This is a genomic window from Rhizobium aouanii (assembly GCF_037002925.1).
In the GTDB taxonomy this organism is placed as follows: domain Bacteria; phylum Pseudomonadota; class Alphaproteobacteria; order Rhizobiales; family Rhizobiaceae; genus Rhizobium; species Rhizobium aouanii.
Map to the genome: position 1 here is coordinate 110,570 of NZ_JBAMYD010000009.1, position 19,586 is coordinate 130,155.

General features: G+C 60.2%; 18 protein-coding genes. 10 read left to right on the top strand and 8 right to left on the bottom strand.

Annotated features, from left to right (window positions below; all coding sequences use genetic code 11):
* The first annotated feature begins 65 nt into the window (after positions 1–65).
* From V8P77_RS17235 to V8P77_RS17250, 4 genes are read left to right on the top strand one after another with little or no spacing between them, the layout of a single operon-like run.
* Entirely contained in the window at positions 66–1,040 is a 975-nt protein-coding gene (locus V8P77_RS17235; protein ID WP_335913530.1) for an ABC transporter permease, read from the top strand.
* A 4-nt stretch (positions 1,041–1,044) separates the two neighbouring features.
* Positions 1,045–1,959: an ABC transporter permease gene (locus tag V8P77_RS17240; RefSeq protein WP_130689986.1), complete on the top strand. Its 915-nt coding sequence runs from the start codon at positions 1,045–1,047 to the stop codon at positions 1,957–1,959.
* Positions 1,956–2,933: an ABC transporter ATP-binding protein gene (locus V8P77_RS17245; RefSeq protein WP_335913531.1), complete on the top strand. Its 978-nt coding sequence runs from the start codon at positions 1,956–1,958 to the stop codon at positions 2,931–2,933. Before V8P77_RS17240 ends, V8P77_RS17245 begins: the two co-directional genes overlap by 4 nt.
* On the top strand, positions 2,933–3,937 hold the full coding sequence (locus tag V8P77_RS17250) for an ABC transporter ATP-binding protein (protein ID WP_335913532.1): 1,005 nt from the start codon (positions 2,933–2,935) through the stop codon (positions 3,935–3,937). The genes V8P77_RS17245 and V8P77_RS17250 overlap by 1 nt, the downstream gene beginning before the upstream one ends.
* A 49-nt stretch (positions 3,938–3,986) precedes the next feature.
* On the opposite strand, the gene V8P77_RS17255 is transcribed toward V8P77_RS17250, so the two are convergent.
* Both V8P77_RS17255 and V8P77_RS17260 read right to left on the bottom strand, forming a co-directional pair.
* Positions 3,987–4,412 carry a CBS domain-containing protein gene (locus tag V8P77_RS17255; RefSeq protein ID WP_017957358.1) on the bottom strand — a complete coding sequence of 142 codons (426 nt, stop codon included), beginning with the start codon at positions 4,410–4,412 and terminating at the stop codon, positions 3,987–3,989.
* A gap of 234 nt (positions 4,413–4,646) precedes the next feature.
* A complete protein-coding gene (locus V8P77_RS17260) occupies positions 4,647–5,696 on the bottom strand; it encodes an AI-2E family transporter (RefSeq protein WP_335913533.1) in 1,050 nt (349 codons plus the stop codon).
* 142 nt (positions 5,697–5,838) lie between these two features.
* Here V8P77_RS17260 and V8P77_RS17265 point away from each other — a divergent pair, with 142 nt between their 5' ends.
* The 3 genes from V8P77_RS17265 to V8P77_RS17275 all read left to right on the top strand — a co-directional run bounded on the left by V8P77_RS17265 (position 5,839) and on the right by V8P77_RS17275 (position 8,183).
* Entirely contained in the window at positions 5,839–6,777 is a 939-nt protein-coding gene (locus tag V8P77_RS17265) for an alpha/beta fold hydrolase (protein WP_335913534.1), read from the top strand.
* 180 nt (positions 6,778–6,957) lie between these two features.
* Positions 6,958–7,632 carry a L,D-transpeptidase gene (locus V8P77_RS17270; RefSeq protein WP_077980595.1) on the top strand — a complete coding sequence of 225 codons (675 nt, stop codon included), beginning with the start codon at positions 6,958–6,960 and terminating at the stop codon, positions 7,630–7,632.
* A gap of 14 nt (positions 7,633–7,646) precedes the next feature.
* On the top strand, positions 7,647–8,183 hold the full coding sequence (locus tag V8P77_RS17275) for an OmpA family protein (RefSeq protein ID WP_025396922.1): 537 nt from the start codon (positions 7,647–7,649) through the stop codon (positions 8,181–8,183).
* 317 nt (positions 8,184–8,500) lie between these two features.
* Here V8P77_RS17275 and V8P77_RS17280 read toward each other — a convergent pair whose 3' ends face one another.
* Positions 8,501–8,971, bottom strand: a complete 471-nt coding sequence (locus V8P77_RS17280; protein ID WP_025396923.1) for an Hsp20 family protein — start codon at positions 8,969–8,971, stop codon at positions 8,501–8,503.
* Positions 8,972–9,223: 252 nt separating this feature from the next.
* Here V8P77_RS17280 and V8P77_RS17285 point away from each other — a divergent pair, with 252 nt between their 5' ends.
* Positions 9,224–9,574, top strand: a complete 351-nt coding sequence (locus tag V8P77_RS17285) for a hypothetical protein (RefSeq protein ID WP_335913535.1) — start codon at positions 9,224–9,226, stop codon at positions 9,572–9,574.
* A 74-nt stretch (positions 9,575–9,648) separates the two neighbouring features.
* Here V8P77_RS17285 and V8P77_RS17290 read toward each other — a convergent pair whose 3' ends face one another.
* On the bottom strand, positions 9,649–12,132 hold the full coding sequence (locus V8P77_RS17290; protein WP_335913536.1) for a glycoside hydrolase family 3 C-terminal domain-containing protein: 2,484 nt from the start codon (positions 12,130–12,132) through the stop codon (positions 9,649–9,651).
* A 203-nt stretch (positions 12,133–12,335) separates the two neighbouring features.
* On the opposite strand from V8P77_RS17290, the gene V8P77_RS17295 reads away from it, so the two are divergent.
* Positions 12,336–12,974, top strand: a complete 639-nt coding sequence (locus V8P77_RS17295; RefSeq protein WP_335913537.1) for a TetR/AcrR family transcriptional regulator — start codon at positions 12,336–12,338, stop codon at positions 12,972–12,974.
* A 16-nt stretch (positions 12,975–12,990) separates the two neighbouring features.
* On the opposite strand, the gene V8P77_RS17300 is transcribed toward V8P77_RS17295, so the two are convergent.
* Complete coding sequence (locus tag V8P77_RS17300) at positions 12,991–13,860, bottom strand: alpha/beta hydrolase (RefSeq protein WP_335913538.1); 870 nt, start codon at positions 13,858–13,860, stop codon at positions 12,991–12,993.
* A 124-nt stretch (positions 13,861–13,984) separates the two neighbouring features.
* On the opposite strand from V8P77_RS17300, the gene V8P77_RS17305 reads away from it, so the two are divergent.
* Positions 13,985–14,902: a LysR family transcriptional regulator gene (locus tag V8P77_RS17305; protein ID WP_335913539.1), complete on the top strand. Its 918-nt coding sequence runs from the start codon at positions 13,985–13,987 to the stop codon at positions 14,900–14,902.
* Positions 14,903–14,972: 70 nt separating this feature from the next.
* Here V8P77_RS17305 and V8P77_RS17310 read toward each other — a convergent pair whose 3' ends face one another.
* The 3 genes from V8P77_RS17310 to V8P77_RS17320 form a co-directional block, all read right to left on the bottom strand.
* Positions 14,973–15,551, bottom strand: coding sequence for an RES family NAD+ phosphorylase (locus tag V8P77_RS17310; RefSeq protein ID WP_335913540.1), 579 nt, complete (start codon positions 15,549–15,551; stop codon positions 14,973–14,975).
* The gene (locus V8P77_RS17315) at positions 15,548–16,270 is read right to left on the bottom strand and encodes an antitoxin Xre/MbcA/ParS-like domain-containing protein (RefSeq protein WP_335913541.1); all 723 of its coding nucleotides are present in this window, start codon (positions 16,268–16,270) and stop codon (positions 15,548–15,550) included. Before V8P77_RS17315 ends, V8P77_RS17310 begins: the two co-directional genes overlap by 4 nt.
* A 134-nt stretch (positions 16,271–16,404) precedes the next feature.
* Positions 16,405–19,431 (bottom strand): alpha-mannosidase, encoded by a 3,027-nt coding sequence (locus V8P77_RS17320; RefSeq protein WP_335913542.1) that lies wholly within the window; start codon positions 19,429–19,431, stop codon positions 16,405–16,407.
* Between the last annotated feature and the right edge of the window lie 155 nt (positions 19,432–19,586).

Below are 19,586 nucleotides of genomic sequence, written 5' to 3' on the forward strand. Positions count from 1 at the left end.
ATTCAAATGTTACAGCGCCTTTGCGGCTCTCGAAAAAGACGCGTGGCGCTGTAGGGAGAGGTTCAATGGTCACATCCATTATCAGGCGGTTGATACAGGCGCTGTTCGTCGTTGTCGCGATGACGATCATTGTCTTCATCGGCGTCAATGTGATCGGCAACCCGGTCGACATCCTGATCAACCCGGACGCCAACCAGGCGGAGCGGGCACTCGTCATCGCGCATTACGGTCTGGATCAGCCGCTGTGGAAACAATATCTGCTGTTTCTCCAAGGACTTCTGCACGGGGACTTCGGCAACAGCTTCGTTTATGGGCGGCCGGCGCTGGGTCTGATCCTCGAACGTCTGCCGGCGACGCTCGAACTGGCGATCACGGCTCTCGGCATCGCGCTGCTGTTCGGCCTGCCGCTTGGGCTGTATGCAGGGCTCTACCCCAATCGGATTTCCTCCAAGCTCATCATGAGCGGCTCGATCCTGGGCTTCTCGCTTCCGACCTTCTGGGTCGGCCTCATGTTGATCATGGTGTTTTCCGTCGAGCTTGGCTGGTTGCCGACGAATGGCCGTGGCCCGACGCAAGAACTGCTCGGCGTACAATGGTCGTTTCTGACCGGGGACGGCATCAGGCATCTTCTATTGCCCGCCTTCAACCTGGCTCTGTTCAAGACGTCGCTCATTCTTCGGCTGACCCGCGCCGGCGTGCAGGAGGTCCTTCCTCAGGACTATGTGAAATTCGCCCGTGCCAAGGGATTGCGAGAGCGGCGGATCATTTCCGTGCACGTTCTCAAGAACCTGATGATCCCGGTGGTGACCATCATCGGTCTCGAGTTCGGGTCACTGATCGCCTTTTCGGTCGTCACCGAAAGCATCTTTGCGTGGCCTGGCATGGGCAAGCTCATCATCGACTCGATCAACCTTCTCGATCGCCCCGTCATCGTCGCCTACCTGATGATGATGGTGCTGCTCTTCGTCGTCCTCAACTTCATCATCGATATCTGTTATACCCTTCTGGATCCGCGGGTCCGGCTGGAAGGAAAGGCTTGACCCCATGGCCGAACCAAACACCCAAGACACGAGTGCTCCAACGCCCGAACCCAGTCGTCTGTCGAAAGGGATCGCGGATTTCTTCAGCTCTCCGGCAGCCGCGATCGCCTTCCTCACGCTGGTGATCATCTGTTGCCTGGCGCTGTTCGCGCCATGGATCTCTCCGCAAAACCCCTATGATTTGATGCAGCTCGACATCATGGATGGACGACTGCCGCCGGGGTCGGAATCCATGACCGGGCTTGTCTATCACCTCGGTACCGACAGCCAGGGCCGCGATATTCTGTCCGGCATCCTCTATGGCCTGCGCACCTCGTTGCTGGTGGGCGTTCTGTCGGCTTTCGCTGCTGCCATCATCGGAACCTCGGCCGGACTGTTCGCGGCCTACATGGGAGGGCGCACGGAAACCGCGATGATGCGGCTCGTCGACCTGCAGCTCTCTTTTCCCACCATATTAATGGCGCTCATGATGCTCGCCGTGCTCGGCAAGGGCGTGCCCAACGTCGTGATCGCACTAATCATCGCCGAGTGGGCGACCTATGCCCGCACGGTGCGCGGCACCGCTCTGGTCGAGCGCGAGAAGGAATATATCGAGGCGGCCCGGATGCTGCGCCTGCCCGGATGGCGCATCCTCTTCAGGCACCTGCTGCCGAACTGTCTTGCGCCGGTCATCGTCATCGCCACCATGCAGATCGCCCGGGCAATCGGCCTCGAAGCAACCTTGTCCTTCCTCGGTCTCGGTGCATCCGTGACCGAACCCTCGCTCGGCATGCTGATCTCGACGGGCTACCAGTATCTTCTGACGGGCCTCTACTGGATCAGCTTCTTCCCCGGCATTGCCCTTCTGGTCACGATCGCGGCGATCAATCTCGTCGGCGACCGGCTGCGCGATGTCCTCAACCCGAGGAACATGTCATGACCCCATTGCTGCAAGTGAGCAATCTCGTCACCGAATTCGGCGGCGGCAGGGGACGGCCCAGCCTTTGCGCCGTCAATGATGTGTCATTCACGGTGGAGCGCGGCAAGGTCCTTGGTCTTGTGGGAGAATCCGGATCCGGAAAGTCGGTGACCGGCTTCTCGATCATGCGGCTCCTCGATAAGCCCGGGCGGATTGTCGGCGGCCGGGTCATCTTCGACGGCGCCGACATCGCGAAATATTCGGACGAAGAGATGCGGCAGCTGCGCGGCAAACGGATCGCCATGGTATTCCAGGATCCGATGATGACGCTCAATCCGGTTCTGACGGTCGGGACGCAGATGGTGGAAGCCGTCCAGGCACACGAGCGAGTCTCGAAGGATGCCGCCCGGCAGCGGGCGCGGGATGCTTTGGCGCTGGTCGGAATACCAAGCCCTGAAGAAAGACTTGCCGCCTATCCGCATCAGTTTTCCGGCGGAATGCGCCAGCGCGTGGCGATTGCCATTGCGCTTCTTCACAAGCCGGACCTTATCATCGCCGATGAACCGACAACGGCGCTTGATGTGACGATCCAGAGCCAGATCATTTCCGAATTCCAGAAGCTCACCGAAGAGGGAAATACGGCGGTGATCTGGATCACCCACGATCTGGCGATCGTTTCAAGGTTGGCCGACGAGATCGCCGTCATGTATGCCGGCCGCCTCGTCGAGACCGGACCGGTGGGCAAGGTTCTGACAGATCCTCACCATCCCTACACCGCCGGTCTGATCGCGTCCGTTCCTTCGCAAAACAGACGCGGAGAGCCGCTTCGCCAGATCCGCGGCATGACCCCGGCCATCAACCGCCTCCCACAGGGATGCAGTTTTCGTACGCGCTGTGATCGGGCAACCGACGGCTGCCTGGTCATGCCGGCGCTCATGCCGGATGGCGATCGCTCGTTCCGCTGCATTCATCCCGTAACGAAAGAGGTAGTATGATGACGGCGATCGCCGCGCCCCTGATCGAAGCGAGGAACGTGTCGCAGCGCTTCGGAGCCAAGTCCGATCTCGCCGCCAAGATCGCGCTCAAGCTCAAACTGGCCAAACCGGCGCCGGTCGTTCACGCGCTTGATAATGTCAGCCTCAGCATTCGGCCCGGAGAGGTTGTCGGCCTCGTCGGTGAAAGCGGCTGCGGGAAGTCGACGCTCGGCCGCGCCATTGCAGGGATCACCGCGCCGAGCCAGGGCCAGATTCTCTGGAAGGGAATGGATCGAAGCGCCATGTCGAAAGGCGAGCAGCATCAGTTTGGTCTCGCCAGCCAGATGATTTTCCAGAATCCGATGGCGGCTCTCAATCCGCGCATGACCGTCGAGGAGCTTATCTGGGAGGCGCCTCGAACACATGGGCTTGCCCGCTCGACGGAACGCGACGCCTATGTCGACAGATATTTGATGCTGGCCGGTTTCGACCCGGCCATGAAAAAGCGATACCCGCACCAGTTTTCCGGTGGCCAGCGGCAACGCGTCAATATTGCGCGTGCGCTTGCCGTCCAGCCGAAATTCCTCGTCTGTGACGAAAGCGTCGCCGCACTCGACGTTTCCATCCAGGCCCAAGTGATCAACCTGTTCATGGAACTTCGTGACAAGCTCGACCTGACCTATTTGTTCGTCAGCCATGATCTCGGCGTCGTGGAGCATATTTCCGATCGCGTTGCGATCATGTATCTCGGCCGCATCGTCGAAGAGGCGCCCGTCGAGGAGGTTTTCAGGCGGCCCAATCATCCCTACACGAAAGCGCTCTTGGCCGAGGTGCCGCGCATCGAACCCGGCAAGCGGCAGTTCAAGCCCGTCGATGGCGAACTCCCCAGCCCGATAAACCCGCCAAAAGGCTGTCACTTCCATCCGCGATGCCCGTTTGCGATGGACCGCTGTCATGTGGAAGTGCCGGTGAAAAAGGAGATTGCACCGGGGCACTTGTCGGCTTGCCACCTCAACGATGAATGATCTCAAGCGATAGGATCGCTGATTGCTTCAGGCCAAAATCATTCCTGCTCTAATGTGCATGAGCGCCGCCGGGACGGGACACTTTTTTCAACCCGGCTCCCGCTGCAGCGGTGTCCGCCAGGGACGCATCGCCGAGCGAGATGACGCCGGTTAGGCGTTTGTCACGATTGACAACGGGAAGGCGGCGGACCTGGACCTGCCCCATATTGCGGGTCACGTCGTCGACATCTTCGTCTTCGAAACAATATTTGACATCGCGCGACATGACTTCACGCACTTTTGCATCGCCCCCGAGTCCGTCGGCAAGCCCGCGCACGACGAGATCGCGGTCGGTGATCGTTCCGACGAGTCGGTCGTTGTCGCCGACCGGCAGGAAGCCGATCTGCCTGTCGGCCATGCATCTCGCGATTTCGGCTATCGTCTGATTAGGGTTGGCGATTTCTACATCGCGCGACATGATCTCTGACACTTTCATGGTCTTTCCTCCTGCTTGTGCGGTTAGCGGAACGTCAAACGTTGCGGTGAGAGTCGTTCCGAAAGGAGGCGGCTCCATTTATGCCCGCTCCTCCTGGTCACTCCTCGACCCATCTTCAACGGGGCTTATCAGGATCCGACCAGTGGGCCTGGACATGATGATGGCTCGAATCTATCAAACCAGTCAGGGAGACGAAAGTTCCGGAAGCCATCGTTAAATGCACCGGCCGCTTCGTCAGGAATCCGACGTGCCCTCCTCCTCCACGAATATCCCCCAAGCGGCGATGAAGAGAGCGGCTATCAATGGCCCGATCACGAAACCATTGATGCCTAGGAGAGAAATGCCGCCAATGGTAGAAATGAGGACGACATAGTCGGGAAGCTTGGTCTCCCTGCCGACCAGGCGCGGCCTCAGAAGATTATCGACAAGACCGATGACGAGGGCGCCGACCGCAACCAGCACAATCGCCTTCACCCAAAAGCCGGCCAGGGCCAGGTAAATGGCCGTCGGCACCCAGATCAATGCGGCGCCGACCGCAGGCAGCAGCGACAGGAAGCTCATCAGTACGCCCCAAAGCAGGGCTGGCTCGACGCCGAGGGCCCAGAAGGCGATGCCGCCGATCGAACCCTGGATGATGGCGATGATGATATTGCCTCGCACCGTCGCGTGAACGACCGAAGTGAATTTGGAGGTGAAGCGAAGGGTATGGGCATCGCTGAGAGGCAGCGCTCTTCTGATGGCGCGGGCAAGGGCGCGCCCATCCCGGAACATGAAGAACAGGAGATAGAGCATCACGCCGAAGGTGACGAAAAACCGCAGTGTGTTCTGACCGAGGCTCAGGGCGCGTCCGGCAAAAAAGCCGCCGCCCTGCATCAATGCCGAGGAAACGCGGTCCTGAAACGTATCGACGCCGTTCAGCTCGATGCTCTGGAGCCAGTCGCGGAGGAACAAGGGTAATGCTTCCTGCAGATTACGAATAAAGCTCCGGACGTCGATCTCGCCGGTGTCCATACGTTGATAGAGATGGTTGCCCTGCTGGACGAGTGAACTGAGGACGATCAGCCCGGGAATGATAACGACGCAGAGACAGATCAATACAGACAGCGCTGCAGCAAGGTTTCCCCGCCCACCCAGCCGAGCCTCGATACGGGCGTGAAGCGGGAAGAAGATGATAGCGAGGACGACTGCCCAGAATATCGCCGAATAGAACGGTAGCACGACGGCGACGAACGCAATGGTCACGAGGACCAGAAGCACATAGAAACTGACACGCTGAAGGAGCATTCGATCTTTCCGCTTCGAGACCGCGATGATGGTAGCACAGATAAGGCGGCAGCGCTGGGCCTCCCTTCCATCCTATTCTAACGGCTCGATGCCGTAGGCGCCGTCCCGCAACCGGCCGGAACTTCTTCCTCTGATTTTCGTTATGCGGCTCATGTCAGTGAAGCCAGTCCAGCCGACGTTCGGAACAACAATTCACGTTGAAGATCAGGATGTTCACATTCTTGACGGTGGCAACTCACATGGAATTCCAGTCGTCCTCCTGCATGGCTGCGGCAGTCTTGCGCAGGAAATTTTGCTTCCCTACGACAACAGCGATTTCCGGATCATTGCTCCCGACCGGCCCGGCTATGGACTGAGCACGCCATCTGCACCGGCTGAGCGTGGACCTGAGGGACAGTCCTTCTGGCTTGAGCGCCTTCTCGCGTCTCTTGACCTGCCGGAGGTGAGGATCGTTGCGCACTCGATCGGCAGTGCAGCGGCGCTGCACCTTGCTGCAAGAAGACCAGGCCTCGTCAGGGGACTTCTTCTCATTTCCCCATGTTGCGCGCCTGTGCCATCGAAGCCGCTGATTGTGCTTAGATCGGCGGTCGCTCCGGTGGTCGGGCCGTTGATCCGCCAGCACGTCGTCGGTCGGTGGCCCGCGTTTTTTCTCGATCGGGGCCTGAGGTCGTCCTCCTTTCCCAATCCCCTGCCTTCTCATCTCTTGGACCTGCCGGCCGCTCACGTGGTCAATCCCATCACCATCCGCACGATGGCCGACGAGTTGCGCGCCTTCAACCGAGACATGAAGCGCCTTCCAGATCTGCCTGGCGATCTTCCCCTGCACGTTCTCTTCGGGATGGCGGACCGCGTGATTTCACCGAACTGGCATATTGATTGGCTTTGCAGGAAGCATCCGGGGCCGATCGTCAGATTGCTGGAAGGTGTCGGGCATTTGCCCCATCATGTGGTCCCTGGCGTGGCGCGAGAGATGCTTTGTGATCTTGTGGAGGCATTCGAAGAAACGGAACTGCCGCGTGTGAGGAGCATTGGCTCGCAGGCGGTTGCGGAAAGAGTACATGCCGATCTTCAGAGGAGATGAATGCCCGGCCCTTTAACTCGAAGCGCCGCGGTATTTCAGAGTAACGATGGGCAATACCAGACACAGGAGGCCTGTGACCCGATCTCCGCCTTGGGGGAGGAGATGATTTTTCTGTTGTGGCAAATGAAAAATCTGATTTACTGACGCTTCGCTGCTTGGCTTTAAGGGGGGATATTGCCGATGCCGTGGACTCGCAGAAATATTGTGCTGGGTGGTTTGGCGTTACTTGGCGCCGGTGCAATCCGGAAACCCGCATTTGCCGCGGCGTCTTCCTATTTCGACGGCACCGCTGTCGACAATGGCGTGACGTTCCGAAGGACCAACTTCGCCAAGATCGACAAACAGTGGCACCGCCAGGTTGTCAAATATTTCAGCAGCGAGCCGATCGGCACCGTCGTCGTCGACACGAGGCACCATTTTCTCTACGTGATCATGGAGAACAAGACGGCCATTCGCTACGGCGTCGGCGTCGGTCGCGAGGGCTTCAAATGGTTTGGCCGCGCGACGATCGACAGCAAATCGCTGTGGCCGCGCTGGACGCCGCCGCCGGAGATGCGCAAGCGCCATCCGGAACTGCCCGAATTCGTGGCGGGAGGCTCACCGAAAAACCCGCTCGGGCCACGCGCCATGTACCTGCATCGCGACGGCGTCGATACCGGCTATCGCTTCCACGGCACGCTGGAGCCCTGGAGCATCGGCAAGGATGCCTCCAGCGGCTGTATTCGTATGTTTAACGAAGACGCCATCGATCTTTACCAGCGTTGCCCCATCGGCACTGCGGTGCAGGTCCTGCCGCATATCGCAGACCAGGCTGAAAGCGCCACTCAGGTCAGCCAGACAACCCCGGTCGAATAAGGAATATCACCTTGATCTCTATTGCGACCGGATTTACCAGGCGCCTTCTCGCCGCGACAATGCTCTTGGCGCTTGCCGCCTGCTCCACCACCGAACTCGCCTCGCTCGAAGAACCTGCGGCAGTGCCAATGACCGGCCAGACGAACGATCCGGCGCCTGGTTTCGAAAACGTCGCGGCTGGCAGCGAGCAAGATTTTATCCTGAATGTCGGTCGACGGATCTATTTTACGCAGGACTCCGCCAAGCTCGATTCCGTTGCCATGGCGACGTTGGACAAACAAGCCAGCTGGCTCAACAACAACCCGACCTGGATGCTCAAGCTGCAAGGATTCGCCGACGATTCGGGGTCCGCGTCCAATATGGAGACGCTGTCGCAGAAGCGTGCCGACGCGGCAATGGCTTATCTTATCTCAAAGGGCGTGGACGCAAAGCGGATGTGGGCCAAGGGTTACGGGAACGAGCGCGAAGTCCGCGATTGCACGGAGCGCTCCTGCAAAGTGCAGAACCGGCGCGTCGTCTCCAATCTTCGCAAGCAGCCCGACGCCGTCTGATCTCTTCGCGAATGCCCCTTGTGCAAAAGGGGATGAAGCCACGTAATTCGCGGCAAGACGACGCGGCGTAGGTGCATTTGCGGGGGATGCGGCGAAGCCATTATGGTGGTCCGTCGGACAAAGGGCCGGCCACCAAGCCGGCCCTCCTTGTATGCAACTCAATTCAGGATCGCGCTACCGGAGCTGAGGCTCCCGAACGGAGCTTGTCAAGAAGCTTCGAGAGTACACGCTTTCCTGCGTCCTTTGCACTTGCCCCGCGGCGTTTTCTGATTTCGACCGTGAACGGCTTTTTCCGGGACTTCATCGAGAAGCCCTCCTTAAGCCACCTGGCGCTCTGCTTCGATCTGAAGAGGCGCCTGCTGAAAGGAGCCGTCTCCAATGGCGATTTTGCGCGGCTTCATAGCTTCCGGCACCTCACGCTTCAGCGCGATCGAGAGAATACCGTTCGTCAGGGATGCATTCTCGACCCTGACGTGGTCCGCCAGTTCGAAGCGACGTTCAAACGCGCGCCCGGCAATGCCGCGATGCAGATATTCGCCATCCTTCCCTTCGGCCTTCTGGCCTTTCACCACGAGCACGTTCCGCTCCTGGGTGATCTCGAGATCGGCCTCGGCGAAACCGGCGACTGCCATCTGGATACGATAGTCGTCTTCGCTCGTCTTGACGATGTCATAAGGCGGCCAGGTCTCGATCGCCTGCAGCCGCTGCGCATTATTCAAGAGGTTGAAGACCCGGTCGAAGCCGATGCTGGACCGGTAAAGGGGTGCGAAGTCAAGTTCGTTTCTCATAGCCATATCCTCCGTAAAGCAACATGGAATGGAGACGCGTCGAAAACGCGTCCCCGGTCTGGTCGACCCGCCTTTGCGCTGTCGACGAAAATGATCTGGTTTCGCGCGTTTTTCGATTCAAGAGGACATCAAAATTTTTTTTGCCGAGCCTCGAGGTCGGCTGTAAGCCTCTTGAATGCTGTTTTCCTTCACCTAAATCGAATGGTGCCTGAAGATGTTCTTCGCTTGTGTGGAAATTTTTGGGAGAAGTTCATGACCGGCAAAAGCATCAGCACGACGCCTCCGGATGGCGTTATCGAGGCGATCTCCGCCTCGCACATTCTTCATCCCCATCAGCATTTCACCTCTCCGAACGAAGTTCTCGCCGCCGACATCTCTGCGCAGGAGAAGAGAGCGATCCTGGCGTCGTGGGCTTCGGATCTCTATGCGATTGAGTCCGTTCCGGCTCTACGGCAGCCGCCTGGCGTACCGTCGCCGGTGCGTTATGCCGACATCCTCGCCGCGCTCAAAGCCCTTGATGGCGAAGGACCACCTCGGGAAAGGACTGCGACGCGCGCTTCCCTGGACGACGTCCAAGGCCCAAGCCGGTTGAAATTCAGTTGAGAGATCGGCGCCCGAAATTGCCCTGTCGAGCGCGCACCTCGTGGTCGAATAGGCGGAATAGTCGAGGCCGCGAGCTATCCGAAGAGGGTGGCCGCTGCGTGTGCAGGCGGCAACAGGGTGTCGAGCGGTGACGGCAGATCGATGATGAACCTGATATCCGCGGCATTTGCCGCAACGACCAGCTGGTAGCCGCCGGGCTCAGCGCGGAAGGCGCCGGCCTCAACGTCGAAATAAGCGAGATCACGCGGCAGGATCTTCATCACTGCTGTCCCAGTTTCGCCGGGCAGCAGCGAAAGCTTTGCGAAGGCGCGCAGTTCCTTGTCAGGCCGCTCCACCTTCGACTTTGGCGGACGCACATAGAGCTGGACCAGTTCCGACCCGGCCCGGTCGCCGATATTGGTCAGATCGACGCTGACGGTCACGCCTTCGGCACCCATGTCGCTGGCCGACAGGCGCGGCTTGCCCCAGCTGAAGCGCGTATATCCGAGGCCGAAACCGAAGGGGAAGAGCGGCTCGATAGCGCGTGTATCGTGATGACGATAGCCGACGAATACACCTTCGGCATAGCGCACATGCCCATCCTTACCCGGATAGACGGCTGGATCGCCTGTTATTGCGGAATTGTCGGCAAGCGCCTTCGGGAATGTCTGCGGCAGGCGTCCGCCGGGCTCGACATCGCCGAAGAGGACATCAGCGACGGCATTGCCCAGCTCTTGTCCGGGATACCAGATCTGCAGCACGGCACGAACCTTGCCGAGCCAAGGCATTTCCACCGGGCCGCCGGTCTGCAGCACGACCACGGTGTTGGCGTTGACGGCCGCAACCCGCTCGATCAGTTCCTCCTGCCGGCCGGGAAGTCGCATGTCGGGCAGGTCCAAGCCCTCGGTATCCCATTCGCCATCGCGGCCGACAAAGAGAAGCGTCACGTCGGCATTCAGTGCCGTCTCGACGGCTTGCCGCATATCGGCCTCGCCCAAGGGCTTTTCGACGCCGAAACGAATGGCTGTAAGGTTGATCCCCTCCCCGGTCGCCACCGGCGTGTCATACTCGACGGTGACGGTATGGGCCTTGCCCGCATCGAGCGCCACCGTGCCGCGTTGTTCGTCATTGGCGGTACCGAAATAGTTTTCGCCGCGTGTCCAGCCGTCATGGCCGTCGACCGCGAGCCTGTCATTGACGAAGAGCCGCGCCAGTCCGGCATTGGTCATGCCGAAGAGGTGATCGCCGCTTTCCTCCGGCACGAATTGCATCGTCATCCGCGCCGAGAAATTGGTGGGGTCGAGTTCGCCTGACGGCAGCTCAAACCAGAAGAACTCGCCCTTGTCGACGGTCTCGACATGAAGCGGAGTGCCCTGGCACCCACGCCCCTTGAAATATTCGACGGTGATCTTTCCCTTGAACACCTCGATCAGGCGGTTATGGCGGCAGCCGACCGCGTGGCTGACGCTGTTGGCATTGGAAAGGGCCGCTCGAATGCCATCGAGCGGGCTGACTGTATAATGGGCGGCGATCTGTGCGCTGCCGCCGCCCATGACGCGCCCGCTCGCGGCATTGGGTCCGATGACGGCGATCCGGTCGAGCGACGTCTTGGCAAGCGGCAGGATGCCGTCGTTTTTGAGCAGGACTGCGCCTTCGGCGCCGAGGCGCCGGATCAGCGCCCGGTCCTCCGGCAGATCAACCGCCTGCTCCGTGAGGTCGGGCCTCTTCTCGAACGCGCCGACCCGCTCTAGCAGAAGCAGGATGCGTCGCGCCGCCGCCCGCACGGTCGCCGCCTCGACCTTGCCCTCGCGCACGGCCGCGACCAGCTTCTCGCCACGATCGCGTGCCGGACCGGGCATTTCGAGATCGAGACCGGCATTGATCGTCTCGGCCGTCGAATGCGAACCGAACCAGTCGGACATGACGATCCCGTCAAATCCCCATTCCTCGCGCAGCACCTTGGTCAGCAGCCACTGATGCTCGCTGGTATAGGTGCCGTTGAGGCGGTTGTAGGAGGACATCACGGCCATCACGCCGGCGCGGCGGACCGCCTGTTCGAAGGGTGGAAAGTAAATTTCGCGCAGCGTCCGTTCGTCGATATCGGAAGACATGGTCTGCCGCTCGATCTCGGATTCGTTGCCGGCGAAGTGCTTGATCGTCGCCGCGATTCCCTGGCTCTGCACGCCTTTGATATAGGCGACGGCCAGTTCCGCGGTCAGCATCGGATCCTCTGAATAACATTCGAAATTTCGCCCGTTGAGTCCGGAACGATGGATATTCACCGTGGGGGCGAGCAGCACGGCGGCACCCTTGCTCTTTGCCTGGTGGGCAAGGGCCACGCCCATCCGCTCGACGAGATCGGGATTCCAGGTGGCGCCGAGCGCAATGGCGACAGGAAAGCAGGTGGCCTTAACGCCGCCGACCAGCGAGCCCGCGCCGCGCGCCCCATTCGGCCCGTCCGTCACCTTGATCTTCGGCACACCAAGACGCTCGACGGGAACGGTTGTCCAGAAATCGGCGCCCGACAGCAGACAGACCTGCTCCTCGAGCGTCATGTTGTCGAGAATGGAATCGATCATGCAAACCTCTCCTTCAATGGAATTCGGGCATTGCGAAGTGCTGGGCGAGCATGCTCGATGCCAGTTCATCCGGCGGCGACGCCAACTTCTCCACGCGCCATGCAGTTCTTAAACCTACCGATTACTCGGTATTTTTAAGATGTCAACTGTCGAGTTGTGATGTATGGATGGAGGACGGAAGAAAGAGGCAGGCGGAAGAGACGATGGCAGAGGTTTCCGAATCGAATACCGGACAGGACGAAAAGCGACGGCGCCGATCTCGCAAGGGCGAAGCACGCCGCACGGAGATCCTGTCGGCTGCGATGCAACGTTTTGCCGAAGACGGCTACCAGAATTCGGCTATCGGCGATGTGGCTCGCGACGTCGGCCTGTCCCTGCCGGGCCTGCTGCACCATTTTCCGACCAAGGTCGATCTCCTGCTTGCCATTCTGGACAAGCGCGATCTCGAATGTGAAAGCTTCATCGGGCCTTATCGTTCCGATCTCCGCGGCCTGCTCAAGGGCATGGTCGAGGTCTTCCGCCGCAACGCCGAAATGATCGAGGTCGTCAGGGCCTTCGCCATCCTGAACGCCGAGAGCCTGATGAAGGGTCACCCGGCCAAGGCATGGTTTCTCGATCGTGCCACCCAGCTGCAGAACGACATTGCCGCCACCTTCGACCAGGCCGTCACCGATGGCTCGATCGACGGCAAGATCGATGGCAAGGCGATGGCAGCCGAGCTGATCGCCGTGATGGACGGCCTTCAGATGCTCTGGCTGCGCGATCCCGCTCGCTTCGATATGGTCGGCGGATTGGAAGCCTATATCAGCCGCCTGCTGGCGAGCCTTGGGCTAGAGGGCTGAGCCTTGGCTCACGGCTCTACTCGGGGGACAACGCCTTATCGGAAACCTGCCTTCCATCAAAGCGCGCTAACCAGACCATAATGCGGCTTACAGCTTCGTGATACCTCTGCCCGACAAGCAGACCGGTATGTGTCGTACCCCAGAGACCTAGATACTCGCCGCCGATGTGACGCGCTGTCGCCCGGCCTCGATGATCATCGGATTCGTCGTTGACGGCGCAAATGACGAGGCCGGGGCACGTGATCTTCTCGCCTTCGATGGAAATCCCCTCCGCCCCGAAATGAAAGGAAAATGCGCTGAATGCCTTTGCAGATTCCATGGACAGGTACTTCCGCTGGAATTCGATATCCTCGGATGTTTCATCGGTACTGATTTGCTCGTCGCGCACGGGAGCAGGTACGACGAGGCCGGGCATTCGCAACGCGAGATCGCGATAGGGCGCCTCCGCATGCACTTGCCTGCAAATGCTGGAATCGATCAGCACCAGCCCGGCGATCTTCACGCTTTCCGCCAGTTTCTGGCTCAGGATTCCTCCCATGCTGAAAGCGATCACGATGGGAGGAGTTCCACATTCTTCGACGATTTCGGAGATCACCAGCCGGATGTCTTCCAGGTAATCTTCAAACAGGATTTTTGTGAAATCCACCGACCTGCTTTTGTAGTGGCCTCGCAGATTGACGCAATAAGAGGTCCATCCAGCCGATATGAAATGCGGGATGTATTTGCTCCACATCCAGCTCCCGGTAAAGGCGCCGTGGACGAAGAGCAAAGGCGGCCGAACGCACTGCCTCGAAGCGCCGTGCGCATGAAATATTTCCAGAAACAGGTCATTCTCTCCGACGTATTTTTCCGCGTGCTCGGGTCGTTCTTTTGCATAGTCCCGCATGCTGTTCACTCCTTTGATATTGGTTGGCAGCGCATCGAGACAGAGGATATTTCCTACGTAATATTGATCAATTGCGGCTCATGGACTTACATAAAGGACAAAATATCTCCAATCGGGTGCTATTGTGGACAGTCTCGCAAGCGTTGTCGCCTTCGTTCACGCCGTCGAACAGCAGAGCTACGTCGCAGCCGCCAGGGTTGGCGGAGTTTCGCCGTCCGCGATCGGAAAGGCAGTGGCGCGCCTCGAAAGCCGGCTGGGCGTGCGGCTCTTCAACCGGACAACGCGCAGTATCAGTCTGACTGAGGAAGGAGCGGTCCTCTACGAGCGCTACAAACGCATCATCGACGATATGGAAGACGCCGAGGCAACCATCCTGCAAAGCCGGGAACGTCCGAGAGGGCGCCTACGGGTCAGCGTTCCCCACATCGTCGGACACCATCTGCTGATGTCGATCCTGCCGGCCTTTGCCGAGCGGTTTCCGGAGATCGAGTTGGACATTGATTTCGACGACAAGGTTATAGACCTCGTCGCGGAGGGTCTGGACGTCGTCGTGCGCAGCGGCGAGCTGGCCGATGCACGGTTGATCGCCCGCCATCTCGGCGATCAGCATTTTGTCGTTTGCGGAAGTCTCGATTATTTCAAGCGCCATGGGCGGCCGGACACCCCGGATGACCTCTCCCAACATGCCTGCATTCACTTCAAATATCCATCCAGCGGCCGTGTCGCGCCCTGGGCATTCCGCGCGCCATACGAGCGGCTGCTTCTGCCGAGAAGTCTTGCATTCAACAATACGGATGCTGGGTTGCGGGCAGCCCAGGATGGTCTCGGCCTCGCGCATTTGCCGGTCTACGCCGCAGCGCCGCACATGGGGGCCGGAACTCTGGTCCCCGTCCTCACCTCCTTCATGGTGCCATTGGGCGCGCTCTCGCTCGTCTGGCCATCCAATCGTCAGCTTTCACCGAAAGTCCGCGCTTTCGTGGATTTCGTGGTCAAAAACTTTGGCGCCCGACCCGACGCTTTCCGGCCGGCGCCAAGTTTGTAGCAATGATCGAGATCGGCCGAACGCCGGGGCACGACAGCGCCGCGCGTCTTTCTCACCGATTGGACATCATTCACCTATCTATGACCGTGAGGTGCAAGGCATCGAGTATGGGGCCGAGCGCCGACAAGCGGATGAGATCCCATGCGGGGCTGTCGGCCTCAAGGCTGGCCGTAGCGCGATCATAGACGGCAACGCACTGCTTGTTGGTGATCCGGGACATGTAGAGAATGCCGTCGAAATCGGTGCGATCGTAGATTTCCTGACTGAGCCGGCGTCCGCTGGCCTGTGCCCTGGCTCGAACGGCATCTGTCGAGACCCCGAGCAGGTTTGCGCCTTCATGGCGCAGGTCGAGCAGGAAAAGCGGACTTGGGTTTCGGATAACGGCCGAATATCGGTCGAACTCCTCCCGCAGTATCAATCGCTCGGCCTTGCCTTGAAACCGGTCACGAACGATCGTCTCCGCGATCGCCGTTGCGGGATCCTGAGCGAGATAGAGCAGCCGGAACTTATCCCTCGGGCTCGAAAACCGCGTCTTGCCGAAGCCCGTACCGAGAGGCGTCGCGGCGTGAGCGCGCGAGATGATTCTGACATAGTCGGTGACGTCGGCGCGAACGGCGAGGCGCTGCAGGACGGCCTTGTCGAGCGTCATTGCGCGGCGAAATAGGTCCGGGCCGCGTCAACGACCTCGTCCGCATGATCCTGTTTCAAGAGGTTTATGGGCCTGCGCCCGCCCAACATGGGGTTCGGCTGGCTGAGCCACAGCCATGCCACCCGCTGATTGGAAACGAGAGCGGCAATCGTTCCTATGCCCTTTGCCGGACGCCCGTCGATGAATTGTTCGATCGGATAGACGTGCTTCCTCGTTCCTTTCAGCAGCGCGATGACCTCGCCGGCATGCTGCCAGCGATTGAGGGTGGAGCGCGCAATTCCGAAATCGCGCTGGAGTTCGTTTGCGCCGGCAACCGGCCCCGCCCAATCCTCGATCTTGCGGGCAACCGCAAGCTCGCCCAGCAATCGTTCGCCTTCCTCCGCCGTGGCGATCTTCCCAAGCCCTTCGCCTTTGGAGGGTTCCACGGCCTTCGGAATTTCAAGCGCGATCTTGCCGCCATCAGGTGCATCGCTGAAGGTCTCCACCAGACCACGAATGCGGCGGGCAAGTTCGCCCTGTCGCTTGCTGAGTTCGCGTCGCACGCTAACGGGAAGATCGACAATGGCCGCGGCTGCCGCTCCCGCAATTCTGGCGGACAGGGCAACCGAGCCGGACTCGAATGCAGCGTCGGCTTTCAGCACATCGGCGACTTTGGCGGCGACACGATCGGCGACCTGCGCCTGACGAGCACGACCCAGCTGCACATGGGAACCTGCCATGAAACTATCTCCGTTCTTACAGGAGCTGATATAATCTCAAATGGCCCATTTGTCCAGTTTGTCTCATTTTCTGGTGAGTCTGTAGCACCCCGCGGCATCGAAGTGGCGAGGCGCGGTTTTCCCGGAAAGGAACATCAGCCATTCTGCAGCTTCCAGGTCCGGATTTCGAACGGCATAATGTCGGCAGGTCCCTTCCGCTCCATCGGCTCTTCGAGAATGTTCAGCGGCTGCGATGCTGCCCATCCGGAGGGCAGGTCGAGGGCGAGCCTGCCGCGCCGGCCGGCCGGTTCGTAAAGGCGCAGGATGAGACCATCGCCTTCTTCCGCCGGCTTCAGGCCTGAGAACGCGACGGGGATGCCGGTGACCGCAAGCGGCGCGAAAGTGCCGGCGGAGAGGCCGCTGGCATCAGCCGCGACGAGCGGTTGATTAAGATCGATCGCCTCGTCGAGAACGCCGCCGTCATGCCAGGCGCCTTCATGCGGCATCAGCGCATAGGTGAAGCTCTGCTCACCTTCGTCGGCCAGCGGATCCGGATAGATCGGCCCGCGCACGAGGCTCATGCCGATCACGTTGCCGCGCGCGCTGTGGCCGTATTTGGCATTGTTGAGCAGCGCGACTCCGAAGTCCGGCTCGCTGATATCGACGAAGCGGTGCGCGACGGCCTCGAACATCGCCTGTTCCCAGGACGTATTCGTGTGCGTTGCCCGCTCGACGATGCCGAAGGCGCATTCGAAAGTCGCCTTGCGGGCCTGTGCGGCGACCGGGTTCAGGGTTCGCAGAAGCGTGCGGCGATCATGCCAGTCGATCGTCGTTTCGATGTCGAGCCGCCTGGCGTTGGCCGTTAGCACATAGGTCTGCGTGACGCTCGAATTCCGGTAGCGGTAAACGACGCGGATCGCCGCGCGGTGCGGGCCGTCTTCCACGAGGGTGATGCTATCAGGCGCATCGAGGCGGACGGCCTTTTCGGCATAATCCGCATCGATATCCCAGGCGTCCCAGTTGCGCGGCTTGTCGGCCGGATAGACCCAGAGCTGATTTGCCGAGCCGTCGACCGCCTCCCGGCCTGTGGCCTTGTGAACGAGGCTTGCAACCGCCCCGTCCCTGCCGATGGAGACCGAGAGGTGCTCGTTTTCGAGACGCTCGGGGCCCGCCTTCAGCTCGCCCGCCGGCTTGAGCGAGCCCTTGTCGAAGACTGCGACGGACAAGGGGGCGACGAGATCGGCAGCTGCGATGACCGTGCCGTCGGAGAGCGTCGCGCTGAGTGGCCTCGGCGAAAGGGACGGATTGACGACGACGAGGGCATCGTCAATCCCACCCTTCGGCAGCTTGGCCGACAGAGCTTGCAATCCCCCCATCTGTTCGGCCTTGGCATGTTCGATGACGCCGTCCAGTTCCTGCTCCGCATCCTGATAGACTTCGCGGATGCTCGAGCCGGGCAGAATGTCGTGAAACTCGTTCTTCAGCACGACGCGCCAATCAGATTCGAGGCTTCGCGGCCTGTCTGCTCCGAGCATATGCGCAAGCGAAGCGATGGTTTCGGCGGTGATCAGCGCACGTTCGGCTTGGCGGTGCTTGCGCTTTACGCCGCTTTGCGACGTCAGCGTGGCGCGGTGCAGTTCGAGATAGATTTCGCCATCCCACACGGGAAGGTTCTTTTCGCCAGCGGTGCGGTGCGCCTGCTCGTAATAGCTTTTGACGGTGCCCCAGCGTGCCTGCGGGATAGCCGGGAAGTCGCGCAGCTGCACCTCGCGCTCGACCATCTCCGGCGTGACGCCGCCGCCGCCATCGCCATAGCCGACGGCCAGCAGCGAGGTATCGTGCTGTGTCTTGCCGCGGAAATTCTTCCATGTCGGCACGTAGCAATCGGGTTGCACGAAGCCGTTATAACCCTGCATCGGATTGTCGAACGTATGGGTAAGCACCCGGCTGCCGTCGAGACCCTTCCACCAGAAGAGATCGGAGGGGATATGGTTGGTCTCGCTCCAATTGACCTTGATCGTGAAGAAGCTGTCGATGCCGCCCTGTCTCAGGATTTGCGGCAGCGCGCCTGAAAAGCCGAAGCAATCGGGCAGCCAGCAGACCGTATGGCGTGTGCCGAAGGTCTTTTCGAAATAACGCTGGCCATAGAGAACCTGACGGGCGAGGCTTTCGCCGGTCGGCATGTTCGTGTCGGGCTCCACCCACATGCCGCCGACCGTTTCCCACTTTCCGTCCGCGACCTTCTGCTTGATGCGCTCGAGAAGCTCTGGGTCTTCCTCTTCCATCTGCGCGTAATAATGAGCGGTCGATTGATTGAAACGGAAATCATCGGAGCGCTCCATCAGCGAGAGCGCCGTATTGAAGGTGCGCCGCATTTTCCTCCGCGTCTCGCGATAGGGCCAAAGCCAGGCGAGATCGATATGCGCATGGCCCGTCAGCAGCAATTCTCCATTCGGTGGGAAACGCTTCTGCAGCTCCTTCAACCGCGCCGTCAGAGCCTCGAAGGCCGTGGCTGCCGAGCCGCTCTGCTCTTCCGTGAGGCCTGCCGGATTTGCCTCAAGCTCCGGTAGTTCCCAGATCTTCTGCTGCATGACGGCGCTCGATGTGCGGGAGATATAGGCCGCCGTATCCGACGGCCAGTCGAGGCTGCGCAACGTATGCTCGGCGGCATCCATCAGGTGCGGCACGACTTCATGCTCGCCCAGCACATCGATTGCCTCGGCAACCTGCTTTAACAGAAGGTGCAGGCGGTGAGCTGGACCATCGAGCCAGATAAACCGGGCCTTGTTGAGCCTCGGAGCGCGATTGGGCTCGCCGAACGGAAAGCGAGCGACGGTTTCTGTCGCGATCGACAAGCGGCGGCCCTTCACCGGGAATTCCTGATGATAGGGATCGAGACCGAATGTTTCCGTCTCGCCATCGGGGTAGCTCAACGTAATCAGGCTCTCGCCGCCGAGGTCGAGCTGCAGGCGAATATCGTCGAGAGGCCACGCCTCCGGCGCTTCAGCGGTTGCGGCAAAATGCACCACTCCCTGGCGGTGCGGCCAATCCTGGTGATGTGCGATCGGCTCGCCCTCGAAAGTCCAGCCGTCGATCGCAGCACTTTGTCGATCGCGCCAATGGGCCAACTCGGCAATGCGAACTTTGAGACGATCGAGGCGCTGGGCAATGGTCAGAGGCATGGCTTATCCTGTTGAAAATCGACGGCTGACAATCTGTCGTCATGCTTTTGGGGTCGTGGTCATGGTCTTGGGGGAGACGCAGATGGTACGACAAGGATCGCGTTTTGCCGGCCCCTCCTCCCAGCGGATCCTGTCGACGCTTAGATTAAGTAACT

Coding starts and splice junctions, on each gene's coding strand:
- V8P77_RS17235 (WP_335913530.1), top strand. CDS start 66: ATGGTCACATCCATTATCAGGCGGTTGATACAGGCGCTGTTCGTCGTT.
- V8P77_RS17240 (WP_130689986.1), top strand. CDS start 1,045: ATGGCCGAACCAAACACCCAAGACACGAGTGCTCCAACGCCCGAACCC.
- V8P77_RS17245 (WP_335913531.1), top strand. CDS start 1,956: ATGACCCCATTGCTGCAAGTGAGCAATCTCGTCACCGAATTCGGCGGC.
- V8P77_RS17250 (WP_335913532.1), top strand. CDS start 2,933: ATGACGGCGATCGCCGCGCCCCTGATCGAAGCGAGGAACGTGTCGCAG.
- V8P77_RS17255 (WP_017957358.1), bottom strand. CDS start 4,412: ATGAAAGTGTCAGAGATCATGTCGCGCGATGTAGAAATCGCCAACCCT.
- V8P77_RS17260 (WP_335913533.1), bottom strand. CDS start 5,696: ATGCTCCTTCAGCGTGTCAGTTTCTATGTGCTTCTGGTCCTCGTGACC.
- V8P77_RS17265 (WP_335913534.1), top strand. CDS start 5,839: ATGCGGCTCATGTCAGTGAAGCCAGTCCAGCCGACGTTCGGAACAACA.
- V8P77_RS17270 (WP_077980595.1), top strand. CDS start 6,958: ATGCCGTGGACTCGCAGAAATATTGTGCTGGGTGGTTTGGCGTTACTT.
- V8P77_RS17280 (WP_025396923.1), bottom strand. CDS start 8,971: ATGAGAAACGAACTTGACTTCGCACCCCTTTACCGGTCCAGCATCGGC.
- V8P77_RS17285 (WP_335913535.1), top strand. CDS start 9,224: ATGACCGGCAAAAGCATCAGCACGACGCCTCCGGATGGCGTTATCGAG.
- V8P77_RS17290 (WP_335913536.1), bottom strand. CDS start 12,132: ATGATCGATTCCATTCTCGACAACATGACGCTCGAGGAGCAGGTCTGT.
- V8P77_RS17295 (WP_335913537.1), top strand. CDS start 12,336: ATGGCAGAGGTTTCCGAATCGAATACCGGACAGGACGAAAAGCGACGG.
- V8P77_RS17300 (WP_335913538.1), bottom strand. CDS start 13,860: ATGCGGGACTATGCAAAAGAACGACCCGAGCACGCGGAAAAATACGTC.
- V8P77_RS17310 (WP_335913540.1), bottom strand. CDS start 15,551: ATGACGCTCGACAAGGCCGTCCTGCAGCGCCTCGCCGTTCGCGCCGAC.
- V8P77_RS17315 (WP_335913541.1), bottom strand. CDS start 16,270: ATGGCAGGTTCCCATGTGCAGCTGGGTCGTGCTCGTCAGGCGCAGGTC.
- V8P77_RS17320 (WP_335913542.1), bottom strand. CDS start 19,431: ATGCCTCTGACCATTGCCCAGCGCCTCGATCGTCTCAAAGTTCGCATT.